Annotated in this window: 12 protein-coding genes; 6 read left to right on the forward strand and 6 right to left on the reverse strand. The window is 64.5% G+C overall.

Annotation, left to right across the window (positions count from 1 at the left end; genetic code table 11):
- The first annotated feature begins 109 nt into the window (after window positions 1-109).
- The 4 genes from AC1IN8_RS07195 to AC1IN8_RS07210 all read left to right on the forward strand — a co-directional run bounded on the left by AC1IN8_RS07195 (window position 110) and on the right by AC1IN8_RS07210 (window position 7,841).
- Window positions 110-4,363, forward strand: a complete 4,254-nt coding sequence (locus AC1IN8_RS07195) for a transporter substrate-binding domain-containing protein (protein ID WP_479758489.1) — start codon at window positions 110-112, stop codon at window positions 4,361-4,363.
- Window positions 4,356-5,567: an EAL domain-containing response regulator gene (locus tag AC1IN8_RS07200; protein ID WP_139435051.1), complete on the forward strand. Its 1,212-nt coding sequence runs from the start codon at window positions 4,356-4,358 to the stop codon at window positions 5,565-5,567. Before AC1IN8_RS07195 ends, AC1IN8_RS07200 begins: the two co-directional genes overlap by 8 nt.
- Before the next feature lie 36 nt (window positions 5,568-5,603).
- Window positions 5,604-7,580, forward strand: a complete 1,977-nt coding sequence (locus AC1IN8_RS07205; RefSeq protein WP_479758490.1) for a methyl-accepting chemotaxis protein — start codon at window positions 5,604-5,606, stop codon at window positions 7,578-7,580.
- A gap of 81 nt (window positions 7,581-7,661) precedes the next feature.
- Entirely contained in the window at window positions 7,662-7,841 is a 180-nt protein-coding gene (locus AC1IN8_RS07210) for a hypothetical protein (protein ID WP_479758491.1), read from the forward strand.
- Window positions 7,842-7,941: 100 nt separating this feature from the next.
- Here the strand turns inward: AC1IN8_RS07210 and rfaH are convergent, their stop codons facing one another.
- The 4 genes from rfaH to metN form a co-directional block, all read right to left on the reverse strand.
- Window positions 7,942-8,442, reverse strand: coding sequence for a transcription/translation regulatory transformer protein RfaH (gene rfaH, locus AC1IN8_RS07215; RefSeq protein WP_139435048.1), 501 nt, complete (start codon window positions 8,440-8,442; stop codon window positions 7,942-7,944).
- Between the two features lie 98 nt (window positions 8,443-8,540).
- Window positions 8,541-9,341: a methionine ABC transporter substrate-binding lipoprotein MetQ gene (metQ, locus tag AC1IN8_RS07220; RefSeq protein WP_005327312.1), complete on the reverse strand. Its 801-nt coding sequence runs from the start codon at window positions 9,339-9,341 to the stop codon at window positions 8,541-8,543.
- 26 nt (window positions 9,342-9,367) lie between these two features.
- Window positions 9,368-10,021, reverse strand: coding sequence for a methionine ABC transporter permease (locus AC1IN8_RS07225; protein WP_005327310.1), 654 nt, complete (start codon window positions 10,019-10,021; stop codon window positions 9,368-9,370).
- A 58-nt stretch (window positions 10,022-10,079) separates the two neighbouring features.
- Window positions 10,080-11,123 carry a methionine ABC transporter ATP-binding protein MetN gene (gene metN / locus AC1IN8_RS07230; protein ID WP_139435046.1) on the reverse strand — a complete coding sequence of 348 codons (1,044 nt, stop codon included), beginning with the start codon at window positions 11,121-11,123 and terminating at the stop codon, window positions 10,080-10,082.
- A 482-nt stretch (window positions 11,124-11,605) separates the two neighbouring features.
- Between metN and AC1IN8_RS07235 the strand changes: the two genes are divergently transcribed.
- The gene (locus AC1IN8_RS07235) at window positions 11,606-12,061 is read left to right on the forward strand and encodes a hypothetical protein (protein ID WP_479758493.1); all 456 of its coding nucleotides are present in this window, start codon (window positions 11,606-11,608) and stop codon (window positions 12,059-12,061) included.
- Between the two features lie 52 nt (window positions 12,062-12,113).
- Here AC1IN8_RS07235 and ppgK read toward each other — a convergent pair whose 3' ends face one another.
- Together ppgK and queG are read right to left on the reverse strand one after the other, a co-directional pair.
- Window positions 12,114-12,857: a polyphosphate--glucose phosphotransferase gene (gene ppgK / locus AC1IN8_RS07240; RefSeq protein ID WP_139435042.1), complete on the reverse strand. Its 744-nt coding sequence runs from the start codon at window positions 12,855-12,857 to the stop codon at window positions 12,114-12,116.
- A gap of 83 nt (window positions 12,858-12,940) precedes the next feature.
- Complete coding sequence (queG, locus tag AC1IN8_RS07245; RefSeq protein ID WP_106885920.1) at window positions 12,941-14,095, reverse strand: tRNA epoxyqueuosine(34) reductase QueG; 1,155 nt, start codon at window positions 14,093-14,095, stop codon at window positions 12,941-12,943.
- Window positions 14,096-14,215: 120 nt separating this feature from the next.
- Between queG and AC1IN8_RS07250 the strand changes: the two genes are divergently transcribed.
- A complete protein-coding gene (locus AC1IN8_RS07250) occupies window positions 14,216-15,718 on the forward strand; it encodes an NAD(P)H-hydrate dehydratase (protein ID WP_479758494.1) in 1,503 nt (500 codons plus the stop codon).
- Window positions 15,719-15,722: the final 4 nt, after the last annotated feature.

Consider the following 15,722-nt stretch of genomic DNA (forward strand, 5'->3'; position numbering starts at 1 on the left):
AGGCCTGGGCCTGCCATTTTTCTTTCCTGATGAGCATTCTCTCAATTTTGTTGTCGCACATTGAGCCAGACACATTATGATCCCCCTCCTATCCATACGGGAGTCACCTATGCTTTGCCGCTGCTATCGCCTCATCCTGTTGTGCTGGCTGGCCTGCTGTAGCCAGGGGGCGACGGCGGTCGAGACGCTGCTGGACAGGAGCGCCTTCGCGCCATCCGGGCAGCAATGGCTCTTCACCCACCATGAGCTGGTGGTCGGCATGCCGGCGACGGCCTGGCCCCCCTATACCTATACCGATGGCCGGGGTAACTTCACCGGCCCTCTGGATGCCTTTGCCTCGCAGATTGCGAGCAGCCTGGGCCTCGAGTTGCGTTATCGCACCTATGCCAACAATACGGCGGTCCAGCAGGCGTTGCTGGACGGCAAGATTGACATGGTGATCGGCGTGGCCCCCAGCCCGATCCGCACGCTGCGGATGCTGTTTACCTCGGAGCTGATGGCGTTGCCCCGCGCCGTGCTGCTGACCGGGGGGCGAGAGAGCCTCTCCCTGGAGGAGGCCTACGGGGTGCGCTGGGTCTGCGTCTTCGGTGTCAGCGCCTGCGATGAGCTGCTGCGCCTTGGTATCTCGAACCTGGTGACGGTGGACAGCCGGGATGAGGCGATCTTCATGCTCAAGGAGGGGAAGGCGGACGCCTATCTGGCCGAGCTGCCCATGTTGAGCCGCCTGCAGGCCATGGCGGGCATGACGCTGACCACGGTGGACTGGATGAGGGATACCTCCCTCGCCATGGCGGTGGCACCGGGCAACGAGCCCCTGCAGGGGCTGCTCGAGCGGGCGCTGGATGACATCTCGCCCGGCGAGCGCCGCCGCATCCTGGAGGCGGGGGGCATAGTTGACTATGAGCTGGTGAAGGGCAGCAAGGAGGTCGTCTTCAGCGCGCCGGAGCAGGCGTGGCTGCAGCAGCACCCTGTGCTCAAGTACGGGATAGCCCCAAATTGGCCCGGGATGAGCGAGATAGACGACAAGGGCCGGCTCAAGGGGCTGGTAGCCGATCTGCTGGCGATGTTGAACCAGCGCGCCGGCCTGCAGTTCACCCTGGTGCAGACCCGCAGCTGGGCCCAGACCCTGGAGCTGTTTCAGGCTCGCAAGCTGGATCTTATCCCGGCCATGACCCCGACCATGGAGCGCCAGCAGTTTGCCCGCTTTACGCCCAATTATGTCTCTCTCAACCGGGTGATAGTGGGCAGGCAGGGCATGGCGGAGCTGACCAGTCCCAGGCAGCTGAAGGGATACAGGGTGGGCATGGTGGGAGGCTCGGTGGAGAAATCCCTGCTGAGCGAGGTGGGAGCCGAGGCCGTGACGGTCGCAAGCGATCCCGAGCTGCTGCCGCTTCTGGATCAGCAGAAGGTGGACTATGTGCTGATGAGCATGACCACCCTGGAGCAGTCGTTGCAGCGGGGCTTCAGCGATCGCTATCAGGTGGTCTTCTCCGGCAGCGAGTTGCGGGTTCCCGTCGCCATGGCGGCCCACCTGCAGGATCCCATGCTGCAGCAGATCCTGACCAAGGTGCTGCTCTCCATCCCCCCGGAGGAGCTGGTCGCCCTCGAGAAGAAGTGGCTCTCCCTGACCATACAGACGGGGCTGGATCCGCGCAAAGTGCTGCTCTGGTCCTCCCTGGGCGGGGGGATCTTTCTGCTCTTCCTGCTGCTGTTCGTGGGCTGGAACCGGACCCTGCGCCGCCAGATCAGTCAGCGGCGGGAGGCGGAGCGCCGGCTCGAAGAGCAGCTGGTGTTTGTCCAGATGATGCTGGATGCCCTGCCCAACCAGGTGGTGCTGACCAATGAGTGTTTTGAAATCGCGATGACCAACCTGGCATACCGGCAGATGTTCCTGGAGGGCGAGAACCTGGGCGGCTCCTATGACCGCTTGCTCAAGGACAGGCTGCCGGAAGCCATCCGGGCCAGGGTGATCGAGGAGGATGCCAGGGTCTGGGAGAGCGGCGAGGAGCTGCACGGCCGCGGCGAGATCCGGCGCGCCGACGGTGTCGAGCATCAGATGATCTACACCAAGCGGCTGTTCGTCGGTCCCGACGGCAAGCGGCTCGGGATCCTGACCGTACTGACGGATGTCACCGAACTCAGGCAGGCGCGTTCCGCGGCGCAGGAGGCGCAGACCCGGCTGACCCAGATCACCGACAGCATGCCGGGGCTGGTCTATCAGTATCACTGGCTGGGGCCGGGCAACGGCAACTTCCTCTACACCTCCCAGGGGCTCGAGGAGATGATGGGGTCCGAGGCGGCCGGCGACACCCTGCTGGGGCTGACGGGGCAAGCCCTGCATGACTTCGTGACCACGGTGGAGCGCCATGCCCTGACCATGCAGCCGCTGGATCTCGAGGTGGAGATCAGGCGTCAGGGACAAGCGGGCTACCTGCAGATCCGGGGCCACTTCGTGCGACAGGAGGGGCTGGAGGGGGTCATCCTGAACGGGGTGGTGCAGGACATCACCAAGCTCAAGCGTCAGGAGCTGGAGCTGCGCGAGGCCAGGCGGGTGGCGGAGGAGGCGACCCAGGTGCGCAGCCGGTTCCTCGCCACCATGAGCCACGAGTTGCGCACCCCCATCTCCGGCATGCACGGCATGCTGGAGCTGCTGCAGATGAGCTCCCTCGATGACGATCAGCGCTACATGCTGCGCAACATCTCTACCTCCACCAATCACCTGCTCTATCTGGTGAACGACATCCTGGACTTCTCCAAGATGGAGGCGGGGCAGTTGCAACTCAATCCCCATCCCTGCCGGTTGACCTCTGTCATCTGCGACGTCATCCGGGGTCATGCCACCCTGGCCTATGGCAAGGGGCTCAACGTGACGCTGGCGTGGGGACCGGAGGTGCCGGATCAGGCCAGCCTGGACGCGGTGCGCGTGGGTCAGGTGATCTCCAATCTGCTGAACAACGCGGTGAAGTTCACCGAGGCGGGGGAGATTGCCATCCAGGTGGGCTATCAGGCCCATCGGCTGACCTTGAAGGTGCGGGATACGGGGATCGGCATAGCCAGGGATAAGCAGGTCAATCTGTTCACCCCGTTCAAGCAGGTGGAGTCCGACATCACCCGGCGTTTTGGCGGCACCGGGCTCGGGCTCGCCATCTGCCATCAGCTGACCCTGAAGATGGGGGGAAGCCTGGTGCTGGAGAGCGAGGCGGGGGTCGGCACCACAGTGACCTTCGCCATCCCCCTGGCAGAGTGCCGCTGGGATGCCCCGCCGCTGGCGGGTCAGCACTGGTGGTGGTTCGGGGAGGACGAGGTGCTGCAAGCCGTGATGGAACAGCTCGGCGCCACGCTCCACCCCATGAGCGCCGAGCAGTGGCGTCATCCCCTTGAGGGCTGCCTGCTGGCGCAGGAGAGCCGCCTGGAGCAGGCCCTTGGCAGTGGCTGGTTGCAGCATTTGCAGCAATCTTCCCTCAAGGGCATAGTACTCTCCCCCCATGAGGCATTGCGTGGCCGCATGGGCAGTGACGCCTGGTGGCGGATAGGCCAGTCCCCCATCTACCCGGATCTGCTGTTGGAGACCTGCCGCCAGCTGTCGAGCGAGCGGCCGAGCCAGCCGATGCAGATGGAGGGAGAGCGACTCAGGGGCAGAGTGCTGGTGGCGGACGATCATCCCGTCAACCGCGCGCTGCTGACCCGCCAGCTCGCCATCCTCGGCATAGAGCCCGAGGTGGTGGATGATGGGGAGAAGGCGCTGCGCGCCTGGCAAGGGCAGGAGTTCGCCCTGCTGCTCACCGATTGCCACATGCCGGTGATGGATGGCTATACCCTGGCGCGCACCCTGCGGGCGGCCGGTGATGAGGCGCCCATCATAGGCGTCACCGCCGACACCTCTGAGGAGGCCAGCCAGCAGATGCTGGAGGCCGGCATGAACGACATGCTGTTCAAGCCCTACAGCCTGGAAACCCTGCGCCAGACCCTGGCTCGCTGGCTACCGGCGGCCAGCCCGCAACAGGAGGCAGTGGCCCCCCGGCAAGCAGAGGTTCAGGCTCCGGGAATATGCTGGTTGACCCTGTTTGGTGACGAGGGGATGGCGCGCAGCATGGCCAGCGAATATCTGGAGGCCAACCGTCAGGATGGCGAAGACATGATGCAGGCCCTGGCCCGGCAGGATACCCAGGCGCTGGTGGAGACGGCGCATCGCATCAAGGGGGCCGCCCGCATGGTGGGGCAGCAGGCATTGGCGACCGAGGCCGCCCAGCTGGAGGCGGCGGCCAGGTTGAAGCAACTGGACAGGCTCGACGAGCTGGTCCAGACGGTACAGGCATTGATGGACTCTATCAGAGGTGAAATGGAGTTATGGCTCGATGAATAGTGCACGGCATGAGTTGGCGATCATGGTGGTGGAGGATCACAACTTCCAGCGCAAGGCCCTGATGCACCAGATCCGCGGGCTTGGCTACGGCAACCTGCTGGAAGCCCAGGACGGGGAGGAGGCGCTGACCCAGTGCCAGCACCACCAGGTCGACATCCTGTTCTGCGATCTGCGGATGCCGGGCATGGATGGCATGGCCCTGCTGCGTCGCCTCTCCCTCGGCGGCTTTCGCGGCGGCATAGTGCTGTGCAGCGCACTGGAGGATGATGTGGTGGACGCCGTGCTGCGCATGAGTCGTGCCTACGGCCTGCAGGTGCTGGGGCGCATCGACAAACCCGCCAGCCATCAGCAGATCGCCCAGTTGATCGGCGCCTGGCAGCCCCAGCAGGCGCGCAGCCAGGAGGAGGACGGCCACAGCCTGAGTCTGGATGAGCTGTGCCGGGCCCTGGAGCAGGACCAGCTGCTGCCCTGGTATCAACCCAAGGTGAGCTTTGAAAACGGTCAGTGGGTCGGCATGGAGGCGCTCGCCCGCTGGCAGCACCCCGAGTATGGGCTCATCTCGCCGGCCCGCTTCATCCCGCTGGCGGAGCACAACGGGCTCATGGATCCGCTGACCGAGGTGATCATCGGCAAGTCACTGCGCGACGGCCACCTGTGGGAGAAGACGGGGCTCTCCCTGAACCTGTCGATGAACCTCTCCACCACGTCGCTGATCGAGGGGGATCTGTGCAATACCCTGCTCAATCACTGCCAGCGCTGGAGCATCAACCCCGAGCTCATCACCCTGGAAGTGACAGAGAGCGCCTTCGTCAAGGATCTCGGCAAGTCCCTGGAGGTGCTGACCCGCTTGCGGATGCACGGCTTCGGCCTCTCCATCGACGACTTCGGCACCGGCTACTCCTCCATGCAGCAGCTCGCCCTGCTGCCGTTCACCGAGCTGAAGCTGGACAGATCCTTCGTCGATCGCTGCTATGAAGATCCCTCCCGCCTCGCCATCATCGAATCCAGTATCGAACTGGCGCGCAAGTTGGGGTTAAAATCGGTGGCAGAGGGGGTCGAGGACGAGGCCACCTGGCTGCTGCTGGCCAGACTGGGGTGCGATCAGTGCCAGGGATTCTTCTCCGCACGCCCCATGCCACGCGAGGAGTTGCTCGTCTGGCATGACACCTGGCGCGAACGATTGCCCGCATTGATCGGGCGCTAATCAAGGGCAGGATGCCCCTGCGACACAAGGATGGTCATGAAAATATCAAGCAAGCTGTTGTTGAGCTTCTGTTTTATCAACCTGCTCATCATTCTCTCCTCCGCCCTTGTCTACCATCAGCTAGGCCGGATTGAAGCCTCCCAGGAGGCCTTGCTGGCCCAGGCCCTACCCGCCCTGCAACGGGACGAGGCGAGCCAGAAGGCCCTGATCGCCACCGTCTCCTCCCTACGGGCCTACCTCATCCTCGGCAAGGATCCGGCGCAAGGTGCGCGCATCAAGCAGGAGTGGGAGCAGGCCTGGCACGCCATAGAGCAGCAGGGATTCACGCCTGACCTGACCCGGTCCCTCAAGAGCTTCAAGGGGGCGCAGGAGAAGGTGTGGGCCCTGGCCCATACCGAAGACAACCTGCCGGCCCACACCCTGATGCTGCTGGAGGCAGGCCCCCTGGCGGAGGCGGCCCTCGATCAGCTGCAATCCATCGCCAACGAAGAGGTGGCGACCCCTCAGGAGGCACTGCCCGGCGATCGCCGCCTGCTGCTCAAGCAGGTGGGGGATGCCTACAACGGGCTGGCCAATGCCCTCTCCGCCCTGCGGGACTTCCTCATCTCGGGGGACAAGGAGTATCGCGACAAGTACCAGGACTACTACCAGTTCCATCTGCAGCGGGTGGCCGAGCTGACACAGCAGCAGGGCAACTTCACCGAGGCGCAGAAGGGGTTGTGGACGCTCTTTGAGGAGATGTCTGCGCCCTTTGCCGAGCTGGTGGGGCAGGTGATCGCCAGGCGGCAGGCGCCGGACTGGGATCAGGCCAATCACCTGATGGCCACCGACATAGAACCTGCGTTGACCCGGCTCGCCGATCAGCTGGCGAATCAGGTGACCCAGACCCGGGGAGAAGTGGACCAGATAGCGGGCAAGCTGGCCGGTGCCAGTCAGGCTATTCACCGCACCCTGCTGCTGGCGACCACCAGCGTCATCCTGCTCGGCACCCTGGTGGCCCTGCTGTTCAGCCGCCGCCTGACCCGCGACATCGCCAGCCTGGTGAACCGTGCCGGGCAGGTCGCCGATGGCCGCCTGCCGAGTGCGCCCCTGCCGGTGCTGCGCCAGGACGAGCTGGGCGGGCTGACCGGCTCCATCAACCGGATGTCGAGCCAGCTGCGCCAGCTGGTGGGGGAGATCCAGGGGGCGGTGGCGCAGGTGGAGGGGGCCGGCCGCGAGGTGGGCCAGACCACCAATGCCATAGTGGACGATCTGGCGAGTCAGAATCAGCGGCTGGATACGGTCGCGGCCGCCATAGAGCAGATGTCCGCCAGCACCCGGGAGGTGGCGGGCAACATCGCCGATGCGGCCGGGGCCGCGCGGCAGACCGAGCAGCAGGCCAGGCAGGGGGAGCAGGCCCTCGCCCGCATGGGGAGCACCATGGCGCAGATTGCCGCCATGATCACCCAGGCCAATCAGGCGATGACGCTGCTCAGCAGCCAGAGCGAGCAGGTGGGCCGCGTCACCGAGGTGATCGCCACCATTGCCGAGCAGACCAACCTGCTGGCGCTCAATGCCGCCATAGAGGCGGCGCGCGCCGGGGAGCAGGGGCGGGGATTCGCCGTGGTGGCGGACGAGGTGCGCCAGCTGGCCAGCCGCACCAGCCAGTCGACGGCGGAGATCAACCAGACCATCGCCAGCATACAGCAGCAGACCCGGCAGACCGCCGATACCGTGGGCAGCGGCACCCTGCTGGTGGAGCAGGGCAGGGGGGCCGTGGCCTCGGCCACCGAGACCCTGGCTGCCATGTCGGCGCTGGTGCAGGATCTCTGCGGCCAGCTCGCCGCCATCGCCACCGCGACCGAGCAGCAGTCCAGGGTGGCCCAGGAGGTGGCGGGCACGGTGGAGGAGATCGCCGGGCTCAGCCATCAGTCCAGCGAACACAGCCAGCAGGGGGAGTTGATCGCCGCCCGCCTGACCCGGGAGACGGGCCAGCTTAACGCGGCCATCAGCCGCTTCGAGCTGGATGCCTGAGCAGGGCAGGGGTGACAGCAAAGCGGGGCAGGCCTATGGGCCTGCCCCGCTTGTTTTCACGCCAGACGCCGGAAGGCCTGGATGTCGAAGCTGCTGGTCTCCTGGTTGAGCAGGCTGACCAGCAGGGGTATGGGGCGCTTCTCGCTGCCGGCTCAGTCCAGACGTCGGAAGGCCTGGTGGTCGACGCTGCTGCTGGTTGCCTGGTTGAGCAGGCTGACCAGCAGGGGTATGGGGGCGCTTTTCGCCAGCAACGTCTGGTGAGGGTCAGTCCAGCCGTCGGAAGGCCTGGTGGTCGACGCTGCTGCCGGTTGCCTGATTGAGCAAGCTGACCAGCAGGCATAGAGCGCTTCTCGCTGTCGACTCAGTCCAGACGTCGGAAGGCCTGGTTGTCGAAGCTGCTGCTGGTCTCCTGGTTGAGCAGGCTGACCAGCAGGATGGCCCGCTTCTCCCCATCCGGCTCCAGATAGATGGCCTCGAACCCGGCCAGGGGGCCGGATTCGATCAATACCTTGTCCCCTTGCGTCGGCAGGCGGGCATAGCTGGCGCGCGCCTCGTCGCTGTCGTCCCGGCTCATCAGCCGGTAGATCAGCTGGCTGCTGACGGGGCTCCACTCCTTGCCGAAGTGAATGATGCGGCTGATGCCGCGGGTGGACTTCAGGGTGACCGGGGTCACCACTTCCAGATCCACGTAGATGAACAGGTAGTTGGGGAACATGGGTTCACGCTGCGGGACCCGTTTGCCACGCCGCAGCTTCTCCACTTCCACCATGGGGTAATAGGATTCGACGCCTTGAGCCGCCAGATGGGCGCGGGCGCGGGCCTCTTCCTTGGGTTTGCAGTAGGCCAGATACCATTTCTTCATTGTTGTTCTGTTTTTTCGTGTTGCCGTGCTTCTGGCTATGATAACGGGGGCAAAAAAAAAGGCCACGCTTGACGTGGCCTTTTTTACAGAGTGAGTGGTTACCAACCTTTCACCAGACCGCCCTTGAACAGCTCGGTCCCCTTCTTGTAGACCTCGTCGGTCTGGAAGGCCTGGACGAACTCCTTGACCTTCTCGTCGTCCTTGTTGTTTTCACGGGCAACGATCAGGTTGACGTAGGGGGACTCCTTGTCTTCGACGAAGAGGCCGTTTTCGGTCGGGGTCAGACCAATCTGACCGGCGAAGGTGTTGTTGATGATGGAGAGATCAACATCTTCCAGGGAGCGGGGCAGCTGAGCGGCTTCCAGCTCGACGATCTTGAAGTTGCGCGGGTTGCTGGCGATGTCCAGCACGGTCGCTTCCAGACCGGCGCCTTCCTTCAGCTTCAGCAGGCCCTGCTTCTCCAGCAGGATCAGGGAGCGACCCAGGTTGGTCGGATCGTTCGGCACCGCGATCTGGGCACCGTCTTTCAGCTCGGACAGGGCCTTGATCTTCTTGGAGTAACCGGCGATCGGGTAGACGAAGGTGTTGCCAACCGGCACCAGCTTGAAGCCGCGATCACGGATCTGGGCATCCAGGTAGGGCTTGTGCTGGAAGGCGTTGACGTCGACGCTGCCGTCGTTCAGGGCCACGTTGGGGGTGACGTAGTCGGAGAAGGTGACGATCTCGACGGTCAGGCCGTATTTCTCCTTGGCCACCTTGGCCGCGGTCTCGACCAGTTCGGTCTCGGGGCCGGCGATGGCACCGACTTTCAGGGTCTTGCTCTCTTCCTTCTGACCGCAGCCGACCAGTACCAGAGTTGCCAGCAGCGCAGCCGCAGCTGATTTAATGCCCAATTTCATAAAAACCTCCTGTCAGAAATCGACGATTAACGATGATCACATTGTTTGACCAGGCGCTCACCCGCGCTCTGGATGAGTTGAACCAGTACCACCAGAATGACCACGGTGACCAGCATGACGGTAGGGTCGAAGCGCTGGTAGCCGTAGCGAATACCCACATCGCCCAGGCCGCCCCCCCCGATGGCACCGGCCATGGCGGAGTAGTTAACCAGCGTGACGAGGGTGATGATGATGCTGTTGAGGATCCCGGGCAGGGCCTCGGGCAGCAGCACCTTGGCAATGATTTGCAAGGGTTTGGCACCCATGGCCTTGGCGGCTTCGAGCAGGCCGTCCGGCACTTCCATCAGGGCACCTTCCACCAGACGGGCGATGAAGGGGATGCAGCCCACGGTCAGCGGCACTATGGCGGCTATGGTGCCTATGCTGGTGCCGACGATCAGCCGGGTCAGCGGAATGATGGCCACCAGCAGTATGATGAAGGGCACGGAGCGGCCGACGTTGACGACGATGCCGAGGATCTTGTTCAGCAGCGGGTTGGCCAGGATCTGGCCCGCCTTGGTCACGTGCAGTGCTACGCCGAGCGGCAGGCCGAGCAGGCAGCCGAACAGGGCGGAGGCAAACACCATGATCAGGGTGTCGCCGAGGGCTGTGATGAGCAGATTAATCATGGCTTCGGACATGAGTCATTACCTCCAGCGGGATAAGATGGCTGAGTCGCCGAGGATTGGGCGCAGCAGATTAGTCATTGCTTCGGACATAGCCCATTACCTCCAGCTGAATGTGGTTGTCGATGAAGAACTGCTGGGTGGCCTCGCACTGGGCCTCATCCCCGAACAGCTCCGCCAGCAGGAAGCCGAACTTGACGCCACCGGCGTATTCGATGTCTGCGCTCAGTATGCTGATGTCGATGTTGAAACGGCGGCTCACCTCGGAGATAAGCGGTGAATCGACGGTGGCACCGGTGAAGCCGAGCTTCACCAGGGGATAGCTGTTGGCCACCCGCTCGCTGCTCATCCTGTCCTGGTACTCCTGGGGCACTTCCAGGTGGATGGTGGAGTGGATGAAGTCACGGGCCAGCTGGGTCTTGGCGTTGCTGAAGAACCAGGCCACTTCTCCTTGCTCGATCAGGCGACCGTCGCTGATGATGGCCACTTCGTCACAGATCCCCTTCACCACGTCCATCTCGTGGGTGATGAGCAGTATGGTGAGCCCCAGCTTGACGTTGATCTCCTTGAGCAGGCTCAGGATGGATCGGGTGGTCTGGGGGTCGAGGGCCGAGGTGGCCTCGTCGCACAGCAGTACCTTGGGGGCCGGAGCCAGGGCGCGGGCGATGGCGACGCGCTGCTTCTGGCCGCCGGAGAGCTCGGACGGATAGGCGTGGGCACGGGCTTCCAGCCCGACCAGGGCCAGCAGTTCGTCTACCCGTGTCTGGATCTGTGCCTTGCTCCAGCCCGCCAGCTCCAGCGGGAAGGCAATGTTGGCGAACACGGTGCGGGAGGCCAGCAGGTTGAAGTGCTGGAAGATCATGCCGATCTGGCGGCGAGCCTGGGTCAGATCCCGCTCGCTCAGGGCCACGAGATCCTGGCCGTCGACGATGACCTGGCCCTCTGTGGGGCGCTCCAGCAGATTGACGCAGCGGATCAGGGTGCTCTTGCCGGCACCGGAGGCGCCGATCACGCCGAAGATCTTGCCTTGTGGCACATGCAGGCTCACGTCACGCAGGGCGTGCACGGCGTCACTGCCTTTACCGTAGACTTTGTTGAGACCGATCAACTTAATCATGGATTCTTCCGTGCTAACAGCCTTAAAGCACAGGGCGCTACAGGCGGGTGAATTGGGCAGAGGTTTCACTGGGTTGCTCTGCCATCATGGAGGATGATGCTAAGATGTCCGGATGGCTGTGTCAACGCATGTTTCTACGTCTAGACGTCTAAAAAATGGATAAGGATTCCCGTTCGCTGACTAAGGAAAGAGGGGTAAACCGACGGCTTCAATATTAGATTCTGATTTGAAATCACCCTTCCGAATATAACCTGGATAATCCTCCTTAACTCGATGATTCCCCCGTTTTGTCACGACCTCTCCCTGGGCGCTGGCGGCCAGTTGCCAGCATGACAGGGAGGAATCTCTTTGTCCCTTTCCCCTCGTTTTCTTCTTTTTCTTTCCCATCCCTTTGATGTAGAACAAAAAATGACCGCTTTTATCCGGGGAGGGCGCGGCGTTTTTTTATACTGGCAGGAGGTGGACGGCAGGAGGAGGCAGAGATGCGATTTCAACAGATCAAGGACCTGATGCTTTACCTCGAACAACTGCATCAGCAGCAGGGGCGCAGTTACGGGCGCCTGCTCCCCCAGGTGGATGGGGAGCGCAGCCGGATGTTGCTGGCCTATCTGCAAGGGCGGGAGGACGCGGCGGCGGCCCACCTGCACGACTATCGGGAGCAGATGGGGAGCGGGGTCAAGGAGACCTGGCTGGATCAGGGATTCGGTGTGGATCTGCTGGCCGATTGCCAGCGTCTGGCACTGCCCGCCGGTGCCCAGCCCGAGGAGATAGTGGCCCTGGTGTCGCAGCAGGAGGAGAAACTCGTTGGCGAGCTGGGGCGCCTGGCCCGGGAGTGCCCCACGCCGGACACGGCCGCGCTGCTGAGCTCCCTGGCGTCCATGGCGCAATCCCGGCTGACCCGGCTGGTGCACGGAGCCCATCGGCTCGACGATCTCTAGGGCGCCAGGGCAGAGGCCCGGCTCGGGCCTCTTGCGGCGTTGTCGGGGAGGGTCAGCCCTCTTGCCGGGCCGCACCGTAGAGGGCGGCCCCTATGATACCGGCCTGGTTGAGGTTGGCCGCCGCCACCAGGGGGGCCCGGGTCTCGATCCGGTCGATGAACTTGTCGAGCTTGGCGGCGCTGCCGCCGCCCAGGATGAAGAGATCGGGAGAGAAGAGGAACTCGAGGCGGGCCAGATACTTGTTGAAGCGTTTGCCCCAGCGGTTCCAGGAGAGATCCTCGCGTTTGCGCACCGCATCCGAGCAGTAGTGCTCCGCCACCATGCCTTCCAGGATGAGGTGGCCCAGCTCGGTGTTCGGCAGCAGCTGGCCGTTGACGAACACGGCGGTGCCGATGCCGGTGCCCACAGTGATGAGGATGATGACCCCCTTGCGATCCCGGCCCGTGCCGAAGCGCATCTCGGCCAGCCCGGCCGCGTCGGCGTCGTTGAGCACGTGGCAGGGCAGGCCGGTCACGTCGGCGAACAGGTGGGCGGCGTCGGTCTCGATCCAGCTCTTGTCGATGTTGGAGGCATTCTTGGCGATGCCGTTGTGGATGGTGGCGGGGAAGCCGCACCCCACGGGGCCCTTCCACTGGAAATGCTCGACCAGCGCCTTGAGGGTGTGCGCCACGGCGGCCGGGGTGGCCGGTTGCGGCGTGGCGATGCGGTGGCGCTCGCCAATCAGTTCGCCAGTCTCGGTGTCCACCAGGCAGCCCTTGATCCCGGAGCCGCCAATATCTACTCCCAACATCTGCATCCGAATCTTCCTTTTATTGTGCCTATGGTCAATGGTCGGCAGAGCATGAAAAAAGTGCTGTCATCCGGCAAGGGCCAGATCGCTTATGCGTGATCCGGCAGGCCTTTTTCGATGCAGCGGATCAGCAAACGGGTCTTCTTGTTCTCCTTCTCCTGGCGCGCGGCCAGGGTCGCCAGCGCCCACTCGATGTGTTCGGCCACCATGGGCTCGGCGCCGGGAAGCGCCTGCTGCAGGGCCGCCATGGCATCGCTGCTGGCCGGGCCGTTGCCCAGCGCCACCGCCAGGTTGCGGCGCCAGCGCTGATAGCCGATGCGGCGAATGGGGCTGCCTTCGGTGTGCTTCAAAAATGCCGCCTCTGACCACTGCCACAGGTCGAGCAGGGGGGGGCGGTGCAGGTTGGGGCGCGGGCTGAAGTCGGGCTCTGGGCTCGCATCCGCATACCGGTTCCAGGGGCAGATGAGCTGGCAGTCGTCACAGCCGTAGATGCGGTTGCCCATCAGCGGCCTGAACTCTTCCGGGATGGGGCCGTCGTTCTCTATGGTGAGATAGGAGATGCAGCGCCGCCCGTCCACCACATAAGGGGCTATGATGGCGCCGGTCGGACAGATGTTGATGCAGGCCACGCACTTGCCGCACTGCTCTTTTTCCACCGGGGCATCGACGGGCAGCGGCAGGCTGACCAGCAGCTCCCCGAGAAAGAAGAAGGAGCCGGCCGACTCGTTGAGCAGCAGCGAGTGCTTGCCCACCCAGCCCAGCCCCGCCTTGGCCGCCAGGGGGCGCTCCAGTATGGGGGCCGAATCGACGAAGGGGCGCCACTCCCCCGGGGTTTCCTGCGTGGATGGCAACAGCGCCTGGCAGCGCTGCTCGATGCGCTCCCCCAGCTGCTTGAGTCGGTTGCGCAGCACCTTGTGGTAGTCGCGCCCCAGGGCATAGCGGCTGATGTAGCCCAGGGTCGGATCGCGCAGAGTGGCGGCAAAGCCCGCCTCGAAGGGGAGATAGTTCATCCGCACCGACAGCACCCGCAGGGTGCCCGGCAGCAGCTCGTGGGGCCGGGCCCGCATCATGCCGTGGCGCGCCATGTAATCCATGGTGCCGTGATGGCCCGCATCCAGCCAGGCCTGCAACCTGGGCTCCTCGAGGGCGAGATCCGTGTCCGTGATGCCGACCTGGTCAAATCCTAGCTCCCGTGCCCAGAGCTTGATATCGTGGGCCAGTTGCGCGAGTTCGGCGGCCGTCATTGTGCCTCACCTGCCTGCTGGCAGCGGCATGGCGCCCGTGGCATTGAGCGTGACGAGGGCCGTGCGCCGTCATGGCACGCCATATGCCAGGCCAGTGGATGATGAAGGTGGGGAGCCGTCATGGTAGAGGGTATCGAGGACGCTATCGGCAAAAAACAAGGCATCAGTCTAGCACAGCCCCTGTGGCGGGCCGAACAGATCCGCAAGATGGAGCAGCGCTGGGCCGAGCGTGAGGGGCAAGCCCTCTACGCCCTGATGGAGCGGGCCGGTGCCACCCTGTGCAGCTATGCCCGCCATCACTGGCCCCAGAGTCACCACTGGTGGATCTTCGTCGGTCCGGGCAACAACGGGGGGGATGGCTATGTGCTGGCCCGTCTCGCCCGTCGACTCGGTCTCGAGCCTCTGGTGATCGCCGCCCGAGCGCCAGGCCTGCTCAGAGGGGATGCCAGGCGGGCCGCCGACGAGTGGCTGGCGGCGGGGGGAGAGGTGATGATGGCCGATGCGCTCGAGGGGGCGTCGCTCCCTGCGCCGGATCTGGTGATAGATGCACTGCTCGGCACCGGTGTCCAGCTCCCCCTCTCCTCGCCAATGACAAAGATCGTCGCAACAATCAATGGCTTGAATGCCCCCGTTCTGGCGGTGGACCTCCCCTCCGGGCTCAATGCCGACACCGGCCGCGCCATGGGGGCCCTGGTGCACGCCACCCGCACTCTCAGCTTCATCGGCATCAAGCAGGGCATGCTCACCGCCGACGGGGTGGACGGCGTAGGCCAGCTCGACTGGGATCCCCTCGGGGTGGTGCCCGAGGCCGGCCTGGTGCCCGCCGCCGAGCGCCTGGATTATCCCCGCCTAAAGAGTCTGCTCACCCCTCGTCCCCGCTCTGCTCACAAGGGCAAGCACGGCAGGGTGCTGCTGGTGGGGGGCAACCTGGGGATGCAGGGGGCCATACTGCTGGCGGGGCAGGCCTGCCTGCGGGCGGGGGCGGGTCTGGTGCGACTGTGCCAGCACCCGGACTCTCCCCCCGCCAGCCTGGTGCAGCCTGAGCTGATGGGATGCCCGGCCGGGACGGACGAGGGGTGGGCCACGGTGCGCGTGCTGGGGCCCGGGCTCGGTCAGGATGAGTGGGGAAGGGCCCAGTTCGAACACCACCTCAGCGCCAGCGGGCCCCTGGTATTGGACGCCGATGGATTGAATTGGCTGGCGCAGGCACCCCGTCATCAGGATAATTGGGTGCTCACGCCCCACCCCGGGGAGGCGGCCCGCCTGCTGGGGTGCTCCGTCGCCGAGGTCGAGGCGGATCGTTTCGCCGCCGTATCGCGGCTGCAGCAGCGATACGGCGGCGTCGTGCTGCTCAAGGGGGCGGGCTCGCTTATCTGCGATGGCCAGTGCATCAGCCTCTGCGACGAAGGCAATCCCGGCATGGCCAGTGGCGGCATGGGGGATCTGTTATCTGGTATAATCGCCGCCCTCCTGGCCCAGGGCTGGTCTGCCGGCATGGCCGCGCGACTGGGGGCCGTGATCCACGCGGAGGCCGCCGACCTGGCCGCCGCCGAGGGTGAGCGGGGCATGTTGGCATCGGATCTGCTGCCCTGGATCCGCCGTCTGGTCAATCCGACACCGTAACAAG

This window comes from Aeromonas sp. 130281 (assembly GCF_056642115.1).